At 68.1% G+C, this 21,239-nt stretch carries 17 protein-coding genes; 12 read left to right on the top strand and 5 right to left on the bottom strand.

The annotated features are described in order from the left end of the window. Positions 1-64: 64 nt before the first annotated feature. The 3 genes from ACM0M4_RS04695 to ACM0M4_RS04685 form a co-directional block, all read right to left on the bottom strand. Positions 65-4,318: a PAS domain-containing hybrid sensor histidine kinase/response regulator gene (locus ACM0M4_RS04695; RefSeq protein ID WP_004351703.1), complete on the bottom strand. Its 4,254-nt coding sequence runs from the start codon at positions 4,316-4,318 to the stop codon at positions 65-67. Between the two features lie 127 nt (positions 4,319-4,445). Next, positions 4,446-5,636: a sugar transporter gene (locus tag ACM0M4_RS04690; protein WP_003119093.1), complete on the bottom strand. Its 1,191-nt coding sequence runs from the start codon at positions 5,634-5,636 to the stop codon at positions 4,446-4,448. A 153-nt stretch (positions 5,637-5,789) separates the two neighbouring features. Beyond that, positions 5,790-6,299, bottom strand: a complete 510-nt coding sequence (locus tag ACM0M4_RS04685) for a GNAT family N-acetyltransferase (RefSeq protein WP_003101282.1) — start codon at positions 6,297-6,299, stop codon at positions 5,790-5,792. Positions 6,300-6,718: 419 nt separating this feature from the next. On the opposite strand from ACM0M4_RS04685, the gene ppnN reads away from it, so the two are divergent. The 4 genes from ppnN (at position 6,719) to ACM0M4_RS04665 (ending at position 11,670) form a co-directional block, all read left to right on the top strand. Continuing rightward, positions 6,719-8,104 carry a nucleotide 5'-monophosphate nucleosidase PpnN gene (gene ppnN / locus ACM0M4_RS04680; protein ID WP_003093432.1) on the top strand — a complete coding sequence of 462 codons (1,386 nt, stop codon included), beginning with the start codon at positions 6,719-6,721 and terminating at the stop codon, positions 8,102-8,104. 117 nt (positions 8,105-8,221) lie between these two features. Next, on the top strand, positions 8,222-8,809 hold the full coding sequence (locus ACM0M4_RS04675) for a biliverdin-producing heme oxygenase (protein WP_003121930.1): 588 nt from the start codon (positions 8,222-8,224) through the stop codon (positions 8,807-8,809). Positions 8,810-8,836: 27 nt separating this feature from the next. Beyond that, on the top strand, positions 8,837-11,023 hold the full coding sequence (gene bphP / locus ACM0M4_RS04670) for a bacteriophytochrome BphP (RefSeq protein ID WP_003121929.1): 2,187 nt from the start codon (positions 8,837-8,839) through the stop codon (positions 11,021-11,023). 77 nt (positions 11,024-11,100) lie between these two features. Further along, complete coding sequence (locus ACM0M4_RS04665) at positions 11,101-11,670, top strand: hypothetical protein (protein WP_054375912.1); 570 nt, start codon at positions 11,101-11,103, stop codon at positions 11,668-11,670. Positions 11,671-11,780: 110 nt separating this feature from the next. Here the strand turns inward: ACM0M4_RS04665 and ACM0M4_RS04660 are convergent, their stop codons facing one another. Both ACM0M4_RS04660 and hpaA read right to left on the bottom strand, forming a co-directional pair. Further along, the gene (locus ACM0M4_RS04660; RefSeq protein WP_003113011.1) at positions 11,781-12,587 is read right to left on the bottom strand and encodes an aminoglycoside O-phosphotransferase APH(3')-IIb; all 807 of its coding nucleotides are present in this window, start codon (positions 12,585-12,587) and stop codon (positions 11,781-11,783) included. Positions 12,588-12,638: 51 nt separating this feature from the next. Continuing rightward, positions 12,639-13,550 (bottom strand): 4-hydroxyphenylacetate catabolism regulatory protein HpaA, encoded by a 912-nt coding sequence (gene hpaA / locus ACM0M4_RS04655; RefSeq protein ID WP_023128581.1) that lies wholly within the window; start codon positions 13,548-13,550, stop codon positions 12,639-12,641. A gap of 219 nt (positions 13,551-13,769) precedes the next feature. Between hpaA and ACM0M4_RS04650 the strand changes: the two genes are divergently transcribed. The 8 genes from ACM0M4_RS04650 to hpaI all read left to right on the top strand — a co-directional run bounded on the left by ACM0M4_RS04650 (position 13,770) and on the right by hpaI (position 21,171). Then, positions 13,770-14,429, top strand: a complete 660-nt coding sequence (locus ACM0M4_RS04650; RefSeq protein WP_003093446.1) for a fumarylacetoacetate hydrolase family protein — start codon at positions 13,770-13,772, stop codon at positions 14,427-14,429. 10 nt (positions 14,430-14,439) lie between these two features. Continuing rightward, the gene (locus tag ACM0M4_RS04645; RefSeq protein WP_016263086.1) at positions 14,440-15,219 is read left to right on the top strand and encodes a fumarylacetoacetate hydrolase family protein; all 780 of its coding nucleotides are present in this window, start codon (positions 14,440-14,442) and stop codon (positions 15,217-15,219) included. Then, on the top strand, positions 15,216-16,676 hold the full coding sequence (gene hpaE / locus ACM0M4_RS04640) for a 5-carboxymethyl-2-hydroxymuconate semialdehyde dehydrogenase (RefSeq protein ID WP_003110130.1): 1,461 nt from the start codon (positions 15,216-15,218) through the stop codon (positions 16,674-16,676). Before ACM0M4_RS04645 ends, hpaE begins: the two co-directional genes overlap by 4 nt. 131 nt (positions 16,677-16,807) lie before the next feature. Beyond that, positions 16,808-17,731 carry a 3,4-dihydroxyphenylacetate 2,3-dioxygenase gene (hpaD, locus tag ACM0M4_RS04635; RefSeq protein WP_003093449.1) on the top strand — a complete coding sequence of 308 codons (924 nt, stop codon included), beginning with the start codon at positions 16,808-16,810 and terminating at the stop codon, positions 17,729-17,731. Positions 17,732-17,741: 10 nt separating this feature from the next. After that, on the top strand, positions 17,742-18,134 hold the full coding sequence (locus tag ACM0M4_RS04630) for a 5-carboxymethyl-2-hydroxymuconate Delta-isomerase (RefSeq protein ID WP_003093450.1): 393 nt from the start codon (positions 17,742-17,744) through the stop codon (positions 18,132-18,134). 92 nt (positions 18,135-18,226) lie between these two features. Beyond that, positions 18,227-19,531, top strand: coding sequence for an MFS transporter (locus tag ACM0M4_RS04625; RefSeq protein WP_003101263.1), 1,305 nt, complete (start codon positions 18,227-18,229; stop codon positions 19,529-19,531). A 17-nt stretch (positions 19,532-19,548) separates the two neighbouring features. Further along, the gene (gene hpaH / locus ACM0M4_RS04620) at positions 19,549-20,352 is read left to right on the top strand and encodes a 2-oxo-hept-4-ene-1,7-dioate hydratase (protein WP_003101261.1); all 804 of its coding nucleotides are present in this window, start codon (positions 19,549-19,551) and stop codon (positions 20,350-20,352) included. A gap of 12 nt (positions 20,353-20,364) precedes the next feature. Beyond that, entirely contained in the window at positions 20,365-21,171 is an 807-nt protein-coding gene (gene hpaI / locus ACM0M4_RS04615) for a 4-hydroxy-2-oxoheptanedioate aldolase (RefSeq protein WP_003113007.1), read from the top strand. Positions 21,172-21,239: the final 68 nt, after the last annotated feature.

The following is a 21,239-nucleotide window of genomic DNA, read 5'->3' as shown; positions in this document are numbered from 1 at the left end:
AGCGGATGCAGGCGAGCCCCGGGTCCGCCTGAATCCTTGGCGGGACTGGCCACCGCGCCGGGGTTCAGCTCGCCGACTCCGCCTGCACGTCGCCGAACATCGCCTGCAGGCGGAGCAGGCAGGCATCGCACAGGGTGCGCAGTTCGTCGAGGCGGATGCCGGCGAGGATTTCCATGCCGCGCCGCGGATCGGCGCGGCGCAGGGCCTGCTCCAGCTCGCTGGCACGGCCGGCCAGGGCGCTGGCGCCAACGGTGGAAGCGCTGCCCTTGATGGTATGCAGGGTCGCGGCGCTGCCCTGGACATCGCCCTCGCCGAGCTGGCGTTCGAGCTGGGCGAAGAGGTCCTGCATGTCCGGAACGAAGCGCCGCAACACCTGGACGATCAGCTCCAGGCTGCCGCCGAAACGCCCGACGATATCGCCCCGCGCCTCGACCAGTTCGCCCGCGTCCGCTGCCGTTGCCGGCGCGCCCCTGGCGCCGCTCCTGCCGAGATGACCGAGCAGACAAAGCACCAGGCGCTCCTTGTCGATCGGCTTCGCCACATGGTCGTTCATGCCCGCCGCCAGGCAGGCTTCGCGGTCGGCCAGCGAGGCGTTGGCGGTCATGGCCAGGATCGGCAGCCCGGCGAAGCGCCCGTCGGCGCGGATTCGCCGGGTCGCCTCGAGACCATCGATATCCGGCATCTGCATGTCCATCAGCACCGCGTCGAACGGCACGCTCGCCTCCAGCACCTGCTGAACGCCCGCCAGCCCACCGTCGGCGAGGGCCACCCGGGCGCCCTCGCTGCTCAACAGCTCGGCGGCGACCTGGCGGTTCAGCGCGTTGTCCTCCACTACCAGCAGACGCACGCCCCGCAACCGCTGGGTGCGCTCCACCGGGCGCGGCGGCGGGTTGGCCGGGGCGCCCTGTTCACCGTGCAGGGCATGCAGCACCGAGTCGGCCAGTTGCTTGGGCGTGACCGGCTTGGTGAGAAAATCGACGAAGGGCGGCGCGCTGTGGTCGCGCGCATCGGCCAGCACCTCGCGGCCATAGGCGGTGATCATGATCACCATGGGCGGCGGCAGGTCGCCCTGCAACTGGCGGATCAGTTGCGCCGCGCTGAGGCCGTCGAGATCGGGCATGCGCCAATCCATCAGCACCACGTCGTAGCGACGGCCTTCGGCCATCGCCGCCTGGACCCGTGCCACCGCCTCGCTGCCGCTGCCGACGCAGTCGGCGCGCCAGCCGAGGGCGCCGACCGTGCGTTCGAGCAGCTCGCCGGCCACCAGGTTGTCGTCCGCCACCAGCAGCCGCAGCGGTTCGCCGGCCCCGGGGCAGGCCGCACGCAGCGGTTGGTCGTGGGCGACGTCGAGGTCCAGGTCGAACCAGAACCGGCTACCGCTGCCCGGCGCGCTCTCGACCCGCAACTCGCCGCCCATCAGGTCGACCAGGCGCTTGCAGATGAACAGGCCGAGGCCGGTGCCGCCGAAGCGTCGCGAGGTGGACGCCTCGGCCTGGGTGAAACCTTCGAAGATGCGCTGCTGCTGTTCCGCGCTGATGCCGATGCCGGTGTCCGCCACCAGCACCCGCAGGCGCACCAGGTGGGCGTCGTGCGCCAGCCGCCGCAAGCTCACCAGGACGTGCCCGCGGGCGGTGAACTTCAGTGCGTTGCCGGCCAGGTTGATGAGGATCTGCTGCAGGCGCAGGCGGTCGCCGACCACCGCGCTGGGCAGCTCGGGATCGATGTCGAAGATCACCTCGACGTCCTTGTCGCCCTGGTTGCCGGAGAGCACCACGGCCAGGTCCTGCATCAGCGGCTCCAGCTCGAAGGGAAGCATTTCCAGGACCAGTTTGCCGGCCTCGATCTTCGAGTAGTCGAGGATGTCGTTGAGCAGGCCGAGCAACGAGGTTGCCGCCGAGCTGGCCTTGTCCAGGTAGTCGCGCTGGCGTTCGTTGAGATCGGTCTGCCGGGCCAGTTGCAGCATGCCCAGCACGGCATTCATCGGCGTGCGGATCTCGTGGCTCATGTTCGCCAGGAACGACGACTTCGCCGCGCTGGCGGCGTCCGCCTGCTCCTTGGCCTCGCGCAGGCGCGCCTGCAGTTGCTGGTCGCTGGTGATATCGATATTGATCCCGGTGACCTGCAGCGGGTTGCCGTCGGCGTCGCGCTCGACCTGCGCGCCGGCCTGGATGAAGCGGATGCCGCCGTCGGGCAGCACCACGCGGAAGATCACATCGTAGTTGCCGCGCCCCTCCACCGCCGCGCGCAGGCTGGCCTCGGTGCGCTCGAGGTCTTCCGGATGCAGGCGGCTGCGCCAATGCTCGTAGACCAGGCCGCCGTCGCGCAACGCCAGCGGCTGGCCATACAGCTCGCACATGCGCTCGTTCCACTGCAGGCTGTCGTCGGCCAGGTTCCAGCGCCAGATGCCCAGGCGCGCCACGTCGGCGGCCATTTGCAACTGGTCGCGCGCCGCGGCCATCTCGCGCTCGGCGTTGCGCCATTCGGTGACATCGACGGCGATGCCCAGGTAGCCGTTGATCGCCCCAGCCTCGTCGCGCAGGACGGTAACCGAAAGCGTCACGCTGAGCGGCGAGCCGTCCTTGCGCAGATAGGTCCATTCGCGGGTCTCGGCGCCCTCCTGTTCGGCCCGCGCCACCAGCACGCGGAAACCCTCCTCGCCCAGCTCCTGGCCGCGGGCGAGCAACTCCCGCTCGCTGTGCAGCAGGGTCGGCGAGGCCTTGCCGACCACCTCGTCGGCGCGGTAGCCGAGCATCCGCTCGGCACCGAGATTGAAGCCGCTGATGATGCCATCGCGGTCGAGGGTGATGATCGACACCTCGGACGCCGCCTGCAGCACGCTGCCGAGCAGTACGTTCAACCGACGCAGTTCGGCGGTACGCTCGGCGATCTGGTGCTCCAGGCCGGTATTGAGTTCGCGGATGCGGGCCTCGGCGGCCTTCTTCGCGGAGATGTCGCGTACGGTCTTCGAGGCGCCGACCACGCCGCCGTCCGGACCGAGGATCGGCGAGACGGTCACCGCCACGTCGAGCAGGTGGCCATCCTGGTGCCGGCGCACGGTATCGAAGCTGACCACCTGTTCTTTACGGGCGATGCGGGCGAGGATGTCGAGTTCCTCGTTCTCCTTGGATGGCGGCACCAGCAGGTCCACCACCCGCCGCCCGACCGCCTGCTCCTCGCGGTAGCCGAACAACGCCTCGGCCCCGCGATTCCAGTCGCTGATGACGCCGTCGAGGCCGACGCCGATGATGCCGTCCGCCGAATTGCCGACGATCGCCGCCAGCCGCGCCTGGGTCGCCGCCTCCCGACGCCGGCGCAGGCGGCCGAGGGCGCTGGCGTTGACCAGCGCCGCCAGCAACAGGCTGACCAGGCTGCCGGCCAGGAACAGGATGCGCGGCGAAGGCTGGTGCAGGCGCTGGACGAACAGCGGCAGTGCGCTGAACGCCATCTGCCAGTGCCGACCGTAGATCTCCCGCCGCAGCATGTGGCCGAACAGGCGTTGAGCCGGCGCCGCGGCGCCGTTGACGAAGAAGGGCACGGCAGCGCCGTCGCCGGTGACGTCGCTGAGTTCGAGGTGGATCGCCGCGTTGTCGATGGGCAACCCGGCCAGCACCTCGCCGGTCAGCAGCGGCGCATAGCTCCAGCCGAAGCCTTCGAGTTCGCGCTGGGGCCCCGGCGGTGGAGTGATGCCGCTGCGGTAGATCGGCATCAGGATGAGGAACGATTGCTGGCGCAAGCCGCTGGCCTGGACCAGGGTGATCGGCCCCGTCAGGCGCACCTGCCCGGTCTCCAGGGCGGCGCGGGCGGCCTCCCGGCGATTGGCTTCCGAGGCGATGTCCAGGCCCAACGCCTGGCCGTTGCGCGCCACCGGCTCGATGTACTGGATGACGTAGCGCTCGCCATCGTGCGGAGTCAGTTGCTGGATGCGGAACTCCGGCTGGCCGTCGGCCCGCGCCTGGCGCAGGAACCCGGCCTCGTCGGCGGCCGCCACCCGGCGGATGAAGCCGAAGCCGCGGGCGCCGGGAAACTCGCGGTCGATGTCGCGGGTCAGGCTGTAGCGGCGGAACAGTTCGCGGTCGATGTGCGCCTCGCCCGCCGTCAGCAAGGCACCGCGCACCCCGCGCAAGCCATACTGGTAGAGTTCCACGCGGCGGGTCACCGCCTCGGCCAGCAGTTCCGCCTCGCGTTCCAGCGCCATCCGCGCCTGTTGCTCGTTGACCAGCGCCAACCCCCAGGCGCCCAGCCCGGACAGCAGCAGTCCGAGCGCCAGTGTCGCGCCCGCCCAGCGGCTCAGCCTGAACTTGCTCTGTTGTACGTTCACCCGATATTCCGTCCCTGCGCCGGCCCGGCGCGGGGCAATCCCGCACTCCCTGCGCCTTTTCGTCCCAGAAGACTAGATCAAGCGGGCGGATTCCTCCGCCGAATCATCCGACCCCAGGTATGACCGCTCACAACGACGTGCTTTTCAGCGCCTCCGCGTAGCGCAGTGCGGCGAACAGGGCGAGCAGCAGGCCGGCCAGCGCCAGCACGGCGCCGACGTTGCCGATCGAGGCCAGGCCCATGCGTTCGCTGACCACGCTGCCGAGCAGCGCGCCGGCGCCGATTCCGACGTTGTACAGGCCGGAGAACAGCGCCATGGCCACGTCGGTGGCGTCCGAGGCGAGGCGCAGGACGCGGGACTGCTGGGCCAGGCCGAAGCACATGATCGACATGCCCCAGAGCAGGCTGAGCGCCATCAGCCAGGTCGGCTGCGCGGACAGCGGCAACAGCAGCGCCAGGCTGCTGCCCAAGACGAGGATCGCGGCCAGCAGGAAGCCTCGCGGGAAAGCCTCGCTGTAGCGGCTGAAGAGGATCGAACCGAAGATCCCGGCGCCGCCGAACAACAGCAGCAGCAGGGTGGTCGCCTCGCCGCTCATCCGCGCCACCTGCTTGGCGAAGGGCTCGATGTAGCTGTAGGCGGTGAACTGGGCGCTGATCACCACCACGGTCAGCACGTACAGGCAGACCAGCGCCGGGCGTCGGAACAGCATCGGCAGGCTGCGCAGGGAACCGGAGTTCTGGCTTGGCAGCAGCGGCAGGGAGCGCGCCAGGTAGAGCAGGGTCAGCACCGAGAGTCCGGCGATGGCCATGAAGGTGGTACGCCAGCCCAGGGCCTCGCCGACCACCCGCCCCAGCGGGATGCCCAGGACCATCGCCAGGGTGGTGCCGGTGGCCAGCAGCCCTAGCGCCTTGGCCTGCTGTCCCGGCGGCGCCACGCGCACCGCCAGCGAAGCGGTGATGGCCCAGAACACCGCGTGGGCGAAGGCAATGCCGATCCGGCTGAGCATCAGCACCTGGAAGCTCCAGGCCAGCCCGGACAGCACGTGGCTGGCGATGAACAGCAGGAATACCCCGACCAGCAGCTTGCGCCGCTCGATATTGCGGGTCAGCAGCATCATCGGCAACGAGGCCAGCGACACCACCCAGGCATAGATGGTCAACATCAGGCCGACCTGCGAGGTGGGCATCTCGAAGCTGTGGCCGATGTCGCTGAGCAGGCCGACCGGGACGAACTCCGTGGTGTTGAAGATGAAGGCGGCCAGGGCCAGGGCGATCACGCTCAGCCAGCTGCCGCTGCGGGTTTCGGAGGTGCTGTCCATGGGGCGTTCGGTTCCGGAGCAGGGGGCGGACGGGCAGGTCCCGCGACCCTCGCCACGCACGACGGAAAACGCCCCGGACGCAAGGGTCCGGGGCGGCGATGTGCGTTGGATGGTCGTTATAGGTATTGGAGGGAACTGCCGAATCCCGCGATTCTACGCCGGGACGCCGTGCGCTGCACGCCCGCCCGGCGCTCCGGCGACCTTCCCGGAGCGATGGGACGGCTCCGGCAGCATCAGGCAGGCCATCGTCTCGCCCCAGGGCGCGAGGCCCTGTTCGACGAAGCCGGCATCCCGATAAAGCTGGCGGGCCACATCGTTGTCGACGGCGTAGGCGACCATCAGGCGATCGCTGCGCCGCCTCGTCCGGCGCACGCTGGCGATGATCCGTTGCAGGGCGGCGCGGCCATGCCCCTTGCCCTGGTAGCGGCGGTCGATCATCAGGCGGTAGAGCCAGTAGTGGCCGTCGTCGGCGTCGGGGCCGTAGAGGGCGAAGCCGACCATGCGCCCGCCGTGGTGGATGCCGACCGCGCGGAACCCCGGCAGGAAGCGGCTCTGGGCCAGCGAATAGAGGTTGGAAGCGACGAAGTGCGCCTGGTGGCGGGCGACCTTCAGGTCAATGCAGGTTTCCCAATCGTCGCGGGTGATGGTTCTGAGTTCGATCATGGATGACAGGCTCTTGGAAAAAGGAGGAAAGAAAGTCGCTAGGTACGCTGCTGGACTGTTCATACGACATGCTTCGTTCCTCCCTTCGACTGGCCGAGCATCCGGCGGAAACGCAACGATATCAGGAGAAGAGTCGATTATCCCAGCCGATGCCGGATCTTTTCGTCCACGGCTAGTGGCAGGATTTCCCCGGTGCCAGGCCGGCGACAGATAAATTCGAGATTTTCCTTGTCAGATCAGTCAGGTTCTCGCTATTACATTTAACCAAGACCCTGGAGCCAAGCCCCAGCGCACGGTTGCCTCGTCGCCCCACTCCGACGGCTGATCGCCCTCTCCCCCGGCACGCAACCTGCCCGGCGCTCCCTTATCCGGATGCCGCGGCTCTTCTACGCCGCCGCATCCCCTGCATGGAATCGCACATGTCTCATCGCCCTGTGATCAACGCCTCGGTCAGTCCGAAAGGCACGCTGGAAACCCTCTCCCAACGCGAAGTGCAACAACTGAGCGAAACCGCCAACGGCAAGACCTACCAACTGTTCCGCCAGTGCGCCCTGGCGATCCTCAATACCGGCGCCCACAGCGACAACGCCAAGACCATCCTCGACGCCTACAAGGACTTCGAGGTGCGTATCCACCAGCAGGACCGCGGCGTGCGCCTGGAGCTGATCAACGCGCCGGCCGACGCCTTCGTCGATGGCGAGATGATCGCCAGTACTCGCGAGATGCTGTTCAGCGCCCTGCGCGACATCGTCTATACCCAGAGCGGGCTGGACAGCCAGCACGTCGACCTGGACAGTTCCCAGGGCCTCACCGACTACGTCTTCCAGCTGCTGCGCAACGCCCGTACGCTGCGCCCCGGCGTCGAGCCGAAGATCGTCGTGTGCTGGGGCGGCCACTCGATCAGCAGCGAGGAATACAAGTACACCAAGAGGGTCGGCCACGAACTCGGCCTGCGCAGCCTGGATGTCTGCACCGGCTGCGGACCGGGGGTGATGAAGGGGCCGATGAAGGGCGCCACCATCAGCCACGCCAAGCAGCGCATCGTCGGCGGCCGCTACCTGGGCCTGACCGAGCCGGGGATCATCGCCGCCGAGGCGCCGAACCCGATCGTCAACGAACTGGTGATCCTGCCGGACATCGAGAAGCGCCTGGAAGCCTTCGTCCGCGTCGGCCACGGGGTCATCATCTTCCCCGGCGGCGCCGGGACCGCGGAGGAGTTCCTCTACCTGCTGGGCATCCTCATGCACCCGGACAACCAGGACCTGCCCTTCCCGGTCATCCTCACCGGTCCCCGCAGCGCCGAAGCCTACCTGCAGCAGCTCCATGAATTCGTCGGGGCGACCCTCGGCCATGCGGCGCAGCGCCACTACCGGATCGTCATCGACGACCCGGCCGAGGTGGCCAAGCAGATGGCCCAGGGCCTGAAGGAAGTGAAGCAGTTCCGCCGCGAGCGCAACGACGCCTTCCACTTCAACTGGATGCTGAAGATCGATGAAAGCTTCCAGCGCCCGTTCGAGCCGACCCACGAGAACATGGCCAGCCTCCAGCTCAGCCGCAGCCTGCCGCCCCACGAACTGGCGGCCAACCTGCGCCGCGCGTTTTCCGGGATCGTCGCCGGCAACGTCAAGGACAACGGCATCCGCATGATCGAGCAATACGGGCCCTACGAGATCCACGGCGACCCGGCGGTGATGCTGCCGCTGGACCGCCTGCTGCAGGCCTTCGTCAAGCAGCACCGGATGAAGCTGCCCGGCGGCGCGGCCTACGTCCCCTGCTACCGGGTGGTGCAGACCGAGGCGGCCTGAGCGCGCCCGCTCCGGCATCCCTGCGCCGCGCGCGGGGATGCCCATTTATTCCGAGCCGGGCGTACGGCTTCCTGCTACTCTTTTCCGTTCATGCCTCGAATCGCTGGCCCTGACCTCATGTCCCCATCTCCATCGCCAGCCCTCGCCGCACTCCGCGACGCCACCCGTGACCTGCACGCAGAACTGGACCGCCGTTCGCCGTTGGGCGACGACGATCTCGACGACCGCGCCTACCTCGACCATGCCGGACGCATCCTTGGCTGGCTCGAACCCCTGGAGCGCGCGCTGCGCGACAACCGCAGCGGCTGGCCGGCGGCGCTGCGGGCCGAAGCGCGGCTGGTCAAGAGCGCCTGGCTGGAAAGCGACCTGCTGGCCGGCGGCATGAGCCGCGCGCAGGTGGAGGCGCTACCGCGCTGCGCCGACCTGCCGAATGCGACACGGGCCGCGGAGGTCTTCGGGGTGGCCTACGTGATGGAAGGCGCGACGCTGGGCGGCGCGTATCTCTACAAACGACTAGCTCCACGCCTGCCCGGTCTGCCGCTACAGTGGTTGCAGGGCTACGGCCAGGCAACCGGGGTGCGCTGGCAGGAGTTTCTCGAACAGCTCGCCCGGCAGATCGACAGCCCCGAAGCCATCGGCCTTGCGCAGGATGCGGCACAGGCTACATTCCTTTCGTTTCGTCGATGGGTTCTCGACGAAGCCTGACTGCCTGGAGACCAGGCTGGACGATAGATGACGAGCATCACCCCGGTTACCCTGGCGAACTGCGAGGACGAACCCATCCACGTGCCTGGCGCGATCCAGCCGCACGGGGCGCTGATCGCCCTGCGCGCGGACGGCATGGTCCTCGCGGCAAGCGAGAACATCCAGGCGCTACTGGGTTTCGTCGCCTCGCCGGGTTCCTACCTGACGCAGGAGCAGGTGGGGCCGGAGGTCCTGCGCATGCTCGAAGAGGGACTGACCGGCAACGGCCCATGGTCGAACAGCGTCGAGACGCGGATCGGCGAACACCTGTTCGACGTGATCGGCCACAGCTACAAGGAAGTGTTCTACCTGGAGTTCGAGATCCGCACCGCGGACACGCTGTCGATCACCTCCTTCACCCTCAACGCCCAGCGCATCATCGCCCAGGTCCAGTTGCACAACGACACCGCCAGCCTGCTCAGCAACGTCACCGACGAACTGCGCCGGATGACCGGCTACGACCGGGTGATGGCCTACCGTTTCCGCCATGACGACTCCGGCGAGGTGGTCGCCGAGAGCCGTCGCGAAGACCTCGAAAGCTACCTGGGGCAACGCTACCCGGCCTCGGACATCCCGGCCCAGGCGCGTCGCCTGTACATCCAGAACCCGATCAGGCTGATCGCCGACGTGGCCTATACGCCGATGCGCGTGTTTCCCGCGCTGAACCCGGAGACCAACGAATCGTTCGATCTCAGCTACAGCGTGCTGCGCAGCGTTTCGCCGATCCACTGCGAATACCTGACCAACATGGGCGTGCGCGCCTCGATGAGCATCTCCATCGTGGTCGGCGGCAAGCTCTGGGGACTGTTCTCCTGCCATCACATGTCGCCCAAGCTGATTCCCTACCCGGTGCGCATGTCGTTCCAGATCTTCTCCCAGGTCTGCAGCGCCATCGTCGAGCGCCTGGAGCAGGGGCGTATCGCCGAACTGCTGCGCGTGTCCACCGAGCGCAGGCTGGCCCTGGCTCGCCGCGCGCGGGACGCCGACGACCTGTTCGGCGCACTGGCCCACCCGGACGATGGCATCGCCGCACTGATTCCCTGCGACGGCGCCCTGGTCATGCTCGGCGGCCGCACCCTGAGCATCCGCGGCGACTTCGAGCGCCAGGCCGGGAATGTCCTGCAACGCCTGCAGCGCGACCCGGAACGGGACATCTACCACACCGACAACTGGCCGCAGCCCAGCGTGGACTCTCCGGACGGCGGCGACTGCTGCGGTGTGCTGGCGATCCGTTTCCACCGCCAGGAATCGGGCTGGATCTTCTGGTTCCGCCACGAGGAAGTGCACCGCATCCGCTGGGGCGGCAAGCCGGAAAAGCTGTTGACCATCGGCCCGTCCGGTCCGCGGCTGACCCCGCGCGGCTCGTTCGAGGCCTGGGAGGAGGTGGTCCGCGGCCACTCCACGCCCTGGAGCGAAACCGACCTGGCGATCGCCGAAAAGCTGCGCCTGGACCTGATGGAACTGTGTCTCAACCATGCGGCCGAGGTCGACCGCATGCGCCAGCGCCTGATCGCGGTGCTCGGCCACGACCTGCGCAACCCGTTGCAGTCGATCTCCATGGCGGCGGCCCTGCTGTCGTCCAGCGACACCCGCACCACCGAACTGCGCCAACACATTTCCGCGTCCAGCAGCCGCATGGAACGGCTGGTCAGCCAGATCCTCGACATGAGCCGCCTGCAATCGGGCATCGGCCTCACCGTGAACCCGGTCGACACCGACGTCTCGCAACTGGTGCGGCAGATCGTCTGCGAAACCGACGTCGCCTATCCCGGCCTGGTGATCGAGATCGCCATCGACCCGCAGGTTCGTGCCGTGGTCGACCCGGACCGCTACGCCCAGGTCGCCGCCAACCTGCTGAGCAACGCCCGTCATCACGGCCTGCCCGGCCGGCCGGTGCTGGTCACCCTGACCCGCCAGGGCGACGAGGTGTGCCTGAGCGTGCTCAACGAAACCAGCGGCCTCTCCGAAGCGCAACTGGCCAACCTGTTCGAACCGTTCAAGCGCGAGTCGGCGGACAACCAGCGCAACCGCAACGGCCTCGGTATCGGCCTGTACATCTCCCAGGCCATCGCCCAGGCCCACCAGGGGCGTATCGACGTGGACTGCCGCGACGACGTCATCACCTTCTGCCTGCGCCTGCCGGTGCGCCAGGCGGAGACCGGCTCCTCGTCCTGACGACGAGGACCGTGCACAATGCAACGCTTGCAGGTATCTTCGGCAGCCATCGCCGTCTGACAGGATCGCCCCGTTCCATGCCCCGCCTCCGCCTCCGGACCGTCCTCGCCTGCCTCGCCGTGTTCTGCGCGACTCCCGCACTGGCCAGGGTCGAAGTGCATTCGCTGCAACACAAGAGCATGGGGCGGGTGCTGACGGTCCGCGTCTCGGAGGAGATCGCGCCGGGCGACTACGAGACGCTGCTCAAGGGTTTGCGCAACAATCCGGGAACCTACTCGCGTAAGCTGCTCCTGCTGAACAGCATCGGCGGCAGCGTGCCGGAGGCGATCCGCATGGGCCGCCTGCTGCGCGAATCCGGCTTCGACGCGCTGGTGCCGTCGAGCAGCGTCTGCCAGGGCACCTGCGTCTACCTGCTGGCGGCCGGCAAGCGCAAGACCGTACGCGGCTACGTCGGCCTGCACCGTCCCTACTACGCCCACGGCGACTCGCTGCACTCGCGCTCGGCCAACGGCATGCGCTACGACTCCGCCGCCTACTTCCGCGAAATGGATATCCCCAACACCTTGGTACAGGCCATGCAAAGCACCGATCCCAAACGGATGCGCGTGCTTTCGGCGAAGGAACTGGCGCAGTACCGGCTGAACTGAACCGGCGACTCTACGGAGCCGTCAAGAAAAGACGCGATGGCGGGTGCCGTCGTACCCCGTTTCCGTGCAAAGACAGGCCGAATCCGCACCGGATCCGAACCGGCCCTACTCTAGAAGAACTCGTCCAATAGCCTGAAGTACGCCAGCCGTTCGCCGTCGATATCGCCGCCGTATTCGACGAGGAAGGCCTCGGCCCAGGCCGCGCCGAGTTCGGCCTCGATGTCCCGCGCGGCCAAGGCCAGGTCCTGGTGCCGGTCGGCGACGCCGAGCCGGCCGCAATCGATGAAGCCGCTGAAGCGCCGCCCCTCCGCCAGCAGATTTGGCAGGCAGGCGTCGCCATGGGCGACCACCAGGTCTTCGACCGCCGGACGCCGGTCGAGCAGCAGGCGGTACAGCTCCGTGGCGCTGCGACCGCGATGGTCGTCGTCGAAGTCCGCCTCGTCCACCAGCCCGGCCTCGACCCGCTGGCGCACGGTGTCCAGGCGCCGTTCCAGGCGATGGTCGAAGGGACAGGCAGCCGGATCGAGATCGTGCAGCCGGCGCAGGGCGGCGGCCACCAGGCGCACCAGGCGCTCGGGCTCCAGCTCGCCGCGCTGCGCCAGCGCGGACAGCGTGTCCCCCGGCACTGCGCTCATCAGCAGCCATTGCCGGCCGTCGCTCTGGGTTTCGTTCAGCACCTGCGGGCAATCGATGCCGGCCCCGTGCAGCCAGCGCAGGCGGGCGATTTCGGCGGGCAGCTCGGCATGTGCGGACAGCACTTCCTGCTTGACGAACAGGGTCGGCCGCCGCGCAGCCTCCAGGCGGTGGACCGTGGCCGCGGAACATCCTTCGCCCTGCCCTCGCCAGCGGTAGCCGGCAAGGTAGTCGGCCCAGGTGGAGGGAGCCTGCGGCGGCATGGAGGTGGCTGCATCATGCATGGAGAAACGCTTCCTGTTCGAGTGGGAGCGCGAGTATACCCGCCCACCCGCTCAGCGACGGGACTCCCCGTCGGCCTGTCGCTGGCGGTAAGCGCTGGGGGTAAGCCCTGCGTAACGCACGAAGAAACGACTGAAGTAGGCCGGGTCCTTGAAGCCGAGCTGGTAGCAGATCTCGTTCACCGAGCCGCCGGTGAACAGCAGCAGGCGCTTGGACTCCTGCATAAGCCGTTCGTACACCAGGCGCTTCGACGGCAGGTCGGCGATGCGCCGGCAGACGTCGTTGAGGCGCGCCTCGGTGACGCCGATCCGGCTGGCGTAGAGCGACAGCGGCCAGTGCTCGGCATAGCGCTCCTCGATCAGCGCGTTGAAGCGCTGGAAGATCTGCAGGTCTTCGTGGCGCATCAGCCGCGCAGCCACCGAATTGGCCGAGAGACGCAGCAGGCTGATCATGACCAGGCGGGTCAGCGCCAGCAGCGTCTGCTGGCGGCCAGGACGGCTGGCCATCGACTCGCTGCGCAACTGCTCGAAGAGCAGCGCCAGGCGCGCCGCCTCCTCGGCCGCGCCGCCCTCCAGGTTGCCCAGCGCCACACAGGCCGGCGCCACCTGCGGGCCGGGCGCCAGGCCCGGCTCGGCCTCGGTGAGGCTCCACACCAGTTGCTGGCGCACGGTCAGCACATGGCCATCGGCGTCCGCCTCGGTGACGAAGGCGTGCGGCACGGTCGGCGGGGTGAGGAAGAACATCGGCCCCGACTCCAGGTACTGGCGCTCGTCGAGATAGACCCGCACCGCGCCGTTCTTCACGTAGTGCACCTGGAAGAAACGGTCGTGCCGGTGCGCCGGCATGTTACGGCCGAAGAATCCGGCCAGGTTGCCCAGCGCATCGTAGTGCACCTCGGCGTCGGCATAGCGCTGGTCGTAGACCTGCCCGATGTTGATGTTGGGGATCGGCTGGCGCTCTGGCATGGCGATCTTCTCTTTGTTGTTCTTCCCGGCTGCGCACGCAAGCCGTCGCGGGCATCCGTATACCGCAGACGGCGCCTCTTGCCACCTCCCCGGGACGAATGGCGCAGCAACCGGGGTTGACGATCATTAACATGTTAAATATAACGTTAACACATTAACGAGTTTTCGCCAGGACGGCCCCCTCGCCGTTCGCTTATCGCGCCAGGAGACACCACCACAATGAGCCGCGCACTGAATGACGTCGCCGCCGGCACCCTGTTCGGCGTCGCGCTGAACTACAAGGGCCTGCTCGACAGCCGCCTGCCGGAGTTCCAGCAGCCGCCCTACCAGAAGCCGCCAGTGAAGCCGGTGTTGTTCATCAAGACACCGAATACCCGCAACGAGCACGACGCCCCGGTGCTCTTCCCGCGCGGCGTCGAGCGCCTGCAACCGGGCCCGGCGCTGGGCGTGGTGATCGCTCGCGACGCCAGCCGGGTGAAGGAGGAAGAGGCCATGGCGCATGTCGCCGGCTACGTGATCGTCAACGAGTTCAGCCTGCCGGAAGACAGCTACTACCGTCCGGCGGTGAAAGCCAAGTGCCGCGACGGCTTCTGCCCGTTCGGTCCGCAACTGGTGCCGGCGCAAGAGATCGCCGATCCCCATGCGCTGGAGCTGAAGCTGTACGTCAACGGCGAACTGCGCCAACGCAACAACACCGCCAACCTGGTGCGCGACATCCCGCGGCTGATCGCCGAGATCAGCGAGTTCATGACCCTGCACGCCGGCGACGTGCTGATCACCGGCACCCCCGAAGGGCGCGTCGACGTGCATCCCGGCGACCGCGTCGAGGTCGAGATCGACGGCCTCGGCCGCCTCGCCAACAGCATCGTCGCGGAATGAGGAACCGACCATGAAACACGCACGCATCCGCTACCAGGGCCGGGTTCACCAGGTCACCGTGGAAGACGCCAACGCCGTCCGCCTGGCCGACGGCACCCTGCTCGCCGAGGACCGGGTGGAGTGGCTGCCGCCGGCCACCGGGAGCATGTTCGCCCTCGGCCTGAACTACGCCGACCATGCCGCCGAACTGTCGTTCAAGGCGCCCAGCGAACCGCTGGCGTTCATCAAGTCGCCGGGCACCTACACCGGCCACTGCCAGGTCAGCTGGCGTCCGGACAACGTCGACTACATGCACTACGAGTGCGAACTGGTAGCGGTGATCGGCAAGCCGGCGCGCAACGTCCGCCGCGAGGACGCCCTCGGCTACCTGGCCGGCTACACGGTGTGCAACGACTACGCGATCCGCGACTACCTGGAGAACTACTACCGGCCCAACCTGCGGGTGAAGAACCGCGACGCCACCACCCCGGTGGGGCCGTGGATCGTCGACGCGGCCGAGGTTCCCGAGCCGAACCGGCTGACCCTGCGCACCTGGGTCAACGGCGAGCTGCGCCAGGAAGGCAGCACCGCGGACATGATCTTCGACATCCCCTACCTGATCGAATACTTCTCCAGCTTCATGACCCTGCAGCCGGGCGACATGATCGCCACCGGCACCCCGGAAGGCCTGTCCGACGTGGTACCCGGCGACGAAGTGGTGGTGGAGGTGGAAGGCGTCGGTCGCCTGGTCAACCGAATCGTCAGCGAGGCCGAATTCTTCCGCGCCCGCGCACAGGAGCACGCAGAATGATCAAACACTGGATCAATGGCCGCGAGGTCGAAAGCAAGGACGTCTTCGAGAACTACAACCCGGCCACCGGCGAGCTGATCGGCGAGGTCGCCAGCGGCGGCGCGGCGGAAATCGACGCGGCGGTGGCGGCGGCCCGGGAAGCCTTCCCGAAATGGGCCAATACCCCGGCCAAGGAGCGCGCGCGCCTGATGCGCCGGCTCGGCGAGCTGATCGACCGGAACGTGCCGCACCTGGCGGAACTTGAGACCCTCGACACCGGCCTGCCGATCCACCAGACGAAGAACGTGCTGATCCCGCGCGCCTCGCACAACTTCGAGTTCTTCGCCGAAGTCTGCACGCGGATGAACGGGCACAGCTATCCGGTCGACGACCAGATGCTCAACTACACCCTGTACCAGCCGGTGGGCGTCTGTGGCCTGGTCTCGCCGTGGAACGTACCGTTCATGACCGCCACCTGGAAGACCGCGCCGTGCCTGGCGCTGGGCAACACGGCGGTGCTGAAGATGTCCGAGCTGTCGCCGCTGACCGCCAACGAGCTGGGCCGCCTGGTGCACGAGGCGGGCATTCCGCCGGGGGTGTTCAACGTGGTCCAGGGCTACGGCGCCAGCGCCGGTGACGCGCTGGTCCGCCACCGCGACGTGCGCGCGGTGTCCTTCACCGGCGGCACCGCCACGGGGCGACGAATCATGGAGGCGGCCGGGATCAAGAAGTACTCGATGGAACTGGGCGGCAAGTCGCCGGTGCTGGTCTTCGAAGACGCCGACCTCGAGCGGGCGCTGGACGCCGCGCTGTTCACCATCTTCTCGCTGAACGGCGAGCGCTGCACCGCCGGCAGTCGCATCTTCGTCCAGGAAAGCGTCTACCCGCAGTTCGTCGCCGAGTTCGCCGCGCGCGCCAGGCGCCTGATCGTCGGCGATCCGCAGGACCCGAAGACCCAGGTCGGCTCGATGATCACCCAGGCCCACTACGACAAGGTCACCGGCTACATCCGCATCGGCCTCGAGGAAGGCGCCACCCTGGTGGCCGGCGGCCTGGAGCGTCCGGCCGGCCTGCCGGCGCACCTGAGCAAGGGGCAGTTCATCCAGCCCACGGTGTTCGCCGACGTGGACAACCGCATGCGCATCGCCCAGGAGGAGATCTTCGGCCCGGTGGTCTGCCTGATCCCGTTCAAGGACGAAGCCGAGGCGCTGCGCCTGGCCAACGACGTGGAATACGGCCTGGCCTCCTACATCTGGACCCAGGACATCGGCAAGGCCCATCGCCTGGCACGCGGCATCGAGGCCGGGATGGTCTTCATCAACAGCCAGAACGTGCGTGACCTGCGCCAGCCGTTCGGCGGGGTGAAGGCCTCGGGCACCGGACGCGAAGGCGGGGAATACAGCTTCGAGGTATTCGCCGAGATCAAGAACGTGTGTATATCCATGGGCAGCCATCACATCCCCCGCTGGGGCGTGTAGGGCGCGCTCGTGCAGAGCGGCCGCCCGAGGCCGCCAGCAGCGCCGGCGTGCAGACACAATCAGAAGAATCCGGGCCAGCCGCCAGCGGCCGCGCCCGCTGCCAGGCCCAACGGGCCACCAGGAGAATCGTCATGGGCAAAGTCGCTCTGGCTGCCAAGATCACCCACGTACCCTCGCTGTACCTATCCGAGCTGCCCGGCCCGCGCCACGGCTGCCGCCAGCCGGCGATCGACGGGCACCGCGAGATCGGCCGGCGCTGCCGCGAACTGGGGGTCGACACCATCGTGGTGTTCGACACCCATTGGCTGGTCAACGCCGGCTACCACATCAACTGCGCGCCGCACTTCGAGGGGCTCTACACCAGCAACGAGCTGCCGCACTTCATCGCCAACATGGAGTACGGCTTCCCCGGCAACCCGGAGCTGGGCCGCATCCTCGCCGAAGGCTGCAACGCGCTCGGCGTGGAGACCCTGGCCCACGACGCCACTACCCTCGGCCCGGAGTACGGCACCCTGGTACCGATGCGCTACATGAACCAGGACCGCCACTTCAAGGTGGTCTCGGTCTCCGCCCTGTGCACCGTGCATTACCTGAACGACAGCGCGCGCCTGGGCTGGGCCATGCGCAAGGCGGTGGAAGAGCACTACGACGGCACGGTGGCGTTCCTCGCCAGCGGCTCACTGTCCCACCGCTTCGCCCAGAACGGCCAGGCGCCGGACTTCTCCGACCGCATCTGGAGCCCGTTCCTCGAGGTCCTCGACCATGAAGTCGTGCAGATGTGGCAGGAAGGCCGCTGGGCGGAATTCTGCGGGATGCTCCCGGAGTACGCCTCCAAGGGCCATGGCGAAGGCTTCATGCACGATACCGCGATGCTCCTCGGCGCCCTCGGCTGGTCGGCCTACGACGGCAAGGCGGAGGTGGTGACGCCCTACTTCGGCTCCTCCGGCACCGGGCAGATCAACGCGGTATTCCCGGTCACCGCCCAGGACGGCTCGGCGATTCCCGCCGCCCAAGCCGGCAACCCGGCCGGCGCCAGTTGCGCCAGCCGCCTCTGAGGACGCCACCATGCCGCACTTCATCGCCGAATACACCGACAACATCGAAGCCGAAGCCGACCTGCCCGGCCTGTTCGAGAAGGTCCATGCCTGCCTTGGCGCCAGCGGCGTTTTCCCGCTCGGCGGCATCCGCAGCCGCGGCGTGCGCCTGGACACCTGGCGCATGGCCGACGGCAAGCACGACTACGCCTTCGTCCACATGACCCTGAAAGTCGGCGCCGGTCGCGACCTGGAGACTCGCCGGCAAGTCGCCGAGGCACTTTTCGAGGTGATCACCGCGCACTTCGCCGAGCTCCAGGCGCGACGCCTGCTGGCGCTGTCCTTCGAACTCACCGAACTGGACGCGGAGCTGAACTACAAGCGCAACAACGTGCATGAATTCCTGAACAACCCGGCGGACTGACCGGCCCGCCATAACGCTGCACTCACCCAGCTCGCCTCCCGGCCACCGACAGGTCGCCGGGACGTCCGGGCGCTCACAAAAAGTACAAGATCATGAGCACAGCCAGCACCCTGAACAGCACCACCCTGCCTCTCAGCGACAGCACCCACGACCGCGTCACCTGGCGGCTGATGCCGCTGCTGCTGGTGTGCTACGTCTTCGCCCATCTGGACCGCATCAACATCGGTTTCGCCAAATTGCAGATGAGCGCCGACCTGCACTTCAGCGACACCGTCTACGGTCTCGGCGCCGGGCTGTTCTTCATCGCCTATGCGCTGTTCGGCCTGCCCAGCAACCTGATGCTGGAACGGATCGGCCCGCGCCGCTGGATCGCCTGCCTGATGCTGGTCTGGGGCTGTCTCTCCACCGCCATGCTGCTGGTGGAGACCGCGCGCGGCTTCTACCTGCTGCGCTTTCTCCTGGGGGTCGCCGAGGCCGGCTTCTTCCCCGGTATCCTGGTCTACCTGAACCGTTGGTTCCCGGCGCGCCGACGCGGGCAGATCACCGCCCTGTTCGCCATCGCCGTGCCCATGGCCGGGGTGATCGGCGGACCGCTTTCGGGCTGGATCCTAGAAGGCTTCCATGACGCCCTCGGACTGCGCGGCTGGCAGTGGATGTTCCTGATCGAAGGCCTGCCGGTTGTGTTGCTCGGCGTGGTGGTCTGGTGCTCGCTGCCGGAAAGCTTCGAACGGGTGACGTGGCTCAGCGACGAACAGAAGCACCTGCTGCGCGAGGAACTGGCCGGCGAGGAGCAGCGCAAGACCATCACCTCCTTCTCCGGCATCTTCAGCAATCCGCAGGTGTGGCTGCTGGTGGCGATCTATTTCGCGGTGATGCTGGCGGTGAACACCATCGCGTTCTGGATGCCGAGCCTGATCCACGGCGCCGGCATCGCCCAGGACAGCCGCATCGGCATGCTCAGCGCGGTGCCCTATCTCGCCGGCTGCGCCTTCATGATCTTCATCGGCCGTTCCTCCGACCGCCTGCGCGAGCGCCGCTGGCACCTGGGCATTCCGTTGCTGATGGCCGCCGCCGGGCTCAGCCTGGCGGCCCTGGCACCGACCAGCGCCTGGCTGGTGATGGGCGGCCTGGTGATCGCCGGGATGGGCGCCAGCGCCGCCCTGCCGATGTTCTGGCAACTGCCGCCGGCCTTCCTTTCCAGCGCCACCCTGGCCGCCGGAATCGCCCTGATCAGTTCCTTCGGCAGCATCGCCGCCTTCCTCGCGCCCTACCTGATCGGCTGGATGCGCGACACCACCCAGAGCGCCAGCCTGGCCCTGTACCTGCTGGCCATCCTCATCGCCCTCGGCGCCGGCCTGGTCCTGCGGACCCCCGCCGCCGTGGTCAACCCACGCTGAACCGAGAGACCCCGACCATGCTCGATCCCCGTCTGATCCAGGAAGCCGCCAACCGCCTCGACGCCGCCGAACGCTCGCGCCAGCAGGTAAGGCAGTTCTCCCTCGACTACCCGGACATCGCCATCGAGGACGCCTACGCCATCCAGCGCGCCTGGGTCGAGCGCAAGATCGCCGACGGGCGCGTGCTCAAGGGCCACAAGATCGGCCTGACCTCGCGCGCCATGCAGGTCTCGTCGAATATCAGCGAGCCGGACTACGGCGCCTTGCTCGACGACATGTTCTTCGAGGAGGGCAGCGACATCCCCTTCCAGCGCTTCATCGTGCCGCGGGTCGAGGTGGAGCTGGCGTTCATCCTCGGCAAGCCGCTGAAGGGACCGGGCTGCACCCTGTTCGACGTGCTCGAGGCCACCGAGTGGGTGATCCCGGCGCTGGAGATCATCGATGCGCGCATCCAGCAGGTCGACCCGCAAACGAAAGTCACGCGCAAGGTCTTCGACACCATCTCCGACAACGCCGCCAACGCCGGCGTGGTGATGGGCGGCCGGGCCGTACGGCCAGGCGATATCGACCTGCGGCGGGTACCGGCGATCCTCTACCGCAATGGCGTGATCGAGGAGTCTGGCGTCTCCGCCGCGGTGCTCAACCACCCGGCCAAGGGCGTCGCCTGGCTGGCCAACAAGCTGGCGCCCTACGGCGTCTGCCTGGAGGCCGGCCAGGTGATCCTCGGCGGCTCCTTCACCCGCCCGGTGGCGGCCGCGCCGGGGGACACCTTCCACGTCGACTACGACCTGCTCGGCAGCATCTCCTGCCGTTTCGTCTGAGGAGGCATTTCCATGGACCTGCCCGTCAATCGCTTCAAGCAACGCCTGCGCAGCGGCGAGGCGCAGATCGGCCTGTGGCTCGGCCTGGCCGATCCCTACTGCGCGGAGCTGGCCGCCAACGCCGGCTTCGACTGGCTGCTGCTGGACGGCGAGCACGCGCCCAACGACCTGCGCAGCCTGCTCGGCCAGTTGCAGGCGCTGGCGCCCTACCCCGGCCAGCCGGTGATCCGCCCGGTGCAGGGCGACACTGCGCTGATCAAGCAATTGCTCGACATCGGCGCGCAGACCCTGCTGGTACCGATGGTCGACAGCGCCGCCCAGGCCGAAGGGCTGGTGCGCGCCGTGCGCTATCCGCCGGCGGGCGTACGCGGGGTCGGCAGTGCGCTGGCCCGGGCCTCGCGCTGGAACAGCGTGGCGGAGTACCTGAACCACGCCGACGAGCAGATGTGCCTGCTGGTCCAGGTGGAAAACCTGGAGGGCCTGGCCAACCTCGACGCGATCGCCGCCGTCGAGGGCGTCGACGGCGTGTTCATCGGTCCGGCCGACCTCAGCGCAGCCATGGGCCATCGCGGCAATCCAGGCCATCCCGAGGTGCAGGCGGCCATAGAGGACGCCATCCACCGCATCCGCACGGCCGGCAAGGCCGCCGGCATCCTCTCCGCCGACGAGACACTGGCGCGGCGCTACCTGGAGCTGGGCTGCGCGTTCGTCGCGGTGGGCGTGGACACCAGCCTGCTGATGCGTTCGCTGCGCGAGCTGGCGGGGCGCTTCAAGGGCGGCGCGCCGGCGCCGTCCGCCAGTTCCTCGGTCTACGGCTGAGGGGTGCGCCCCGCTCCCGCTGCGGGAGAGGGGCCAGGTCGGCGTTGCGGCAGGTATCGGCGTCGGTC

The organism is Pseudomonas sp. 18-147 (assembly GCF_051048045.1).
Taxonomy (GTDB): Bacteria; Pseudomonadota; Gammaproteobacteria; order Pseudomonadales; family Pseudomonadaceae; genus Pseudomonas; species Pseudomonas aeruginosa.
This window is presented reverse-complemented; position numbering and strand designations above follow the sequence as displayed.

Bases quoted from the DNA above. Each gene is read 5' to 3' on its own strand.
- hpaE (WP_003110130.1), top strand. From the start codon at position 15,216: ATGATCAAACACTGGATCAATGGCCGCGAGGTCGAAAGCAAGGACGTC.
- bphP (WP_003121929.1), top strand. From the start codon at position 8,837: ATGACGAGCATCACCCCGGTTACCCTGGCGAACTGCGAGGACGAACCC.
- hpaA (WP_023128581.1), bottom strand. From the start codon at position 13,550: ATGCCAGAGCGCCAGCCGATCCCCAACATCAACATCGGGCAGGTCTAC.
- hpaD (WP_003093449.1), top strand. From the start codon at position 16,808: ATGGGCAAAGTCGCTCTGGCTGCCAAGATCACCCACGTACCCTCGCTG.
- ACM0M4_RS04625 (WP_003101263.1), top strand. From the start codon at position 18,227: ATGAGCACAGCCAGCACCCTGAACAGCACCACCCTGCCTCTCAGCGAC.
- ACM0M4_RS04690 (WP_003119093.1), bottom strand. From the start codon at position 5,636: ATGGACAGCACCTCCGAAACCCGCAGCGGCAGCTGGCTGAGCGTGATC.
- ACM0M4_RS04630 (WP_003093450.1), top strand. From the start codon at position 17,742: ATGCCGCACTTCATCGCCGAATACACCGACAACATCGAAGCCGAAGCC.
- ACM0M4_RS04645 (WP_016263086.1), top strand. From the start codon at position 14,440: ATGAAACACGCACGCATCCGCTACCAGGGCCGGGTTCACCAGGTCACC.
- hpaI (WP_003113007.1), top strand. From the start codon at position 20,365: ATGGACCTGCCCGTCAATCGCTTCAAGCAACGCCTGCGCAGCGGCGAG.
- ACM0M4_RS04665 (WP_054375912.1), top strand. From the start codon at position 11,101: ATGCCCCGCCTCCGCCTCCGGACCGTCCTCGCCTGCCTCGCCGTGTTC.
- ACM0M4_RS04675 (WP_003121930.1), top strand. From the start codon at position 8,222: ATGTCCCCATCTCCATCGCCAGCCCTCGCCGCACTCCGCGACGCCACC.
- ppnN (WP_003093432.1), top strand. From the start codon at position 6,719: ATGTCTCATCGCCCTGTGATCAACGCCTCGGTCAGTCCGAAAGGCACG.
- ACM0M4_RS04650 (WP_003093446.1), top strand. From the start codon at position 13,770: ATGAGCCGCGCACTGAATGACGTCGCCGCCGGCACCCTGTTCGGCGTC.
- hpaH (WP_003101261.1), top strand. From the start codon at position 19,549: ATGCTCGATCCCCGTCTGATCCAGGAAGCCGCCAACCGCCTCGACGCC.
- ACM0M4_RS04660 (WP_003113011.1), bottom strand. From the start codon at position 12,587: ATGCATGATGCAGCCACCTCCATGCCGCCGCAGGCTCCCTCCACCTGG.
- ACM0M4_RS04685 (WP_003101282.1), bottom strand. From the start codon at position 6,299: ATGATCGAACTCAGAACCATCACCCGCGACGATTGGGAAACCTGCATT.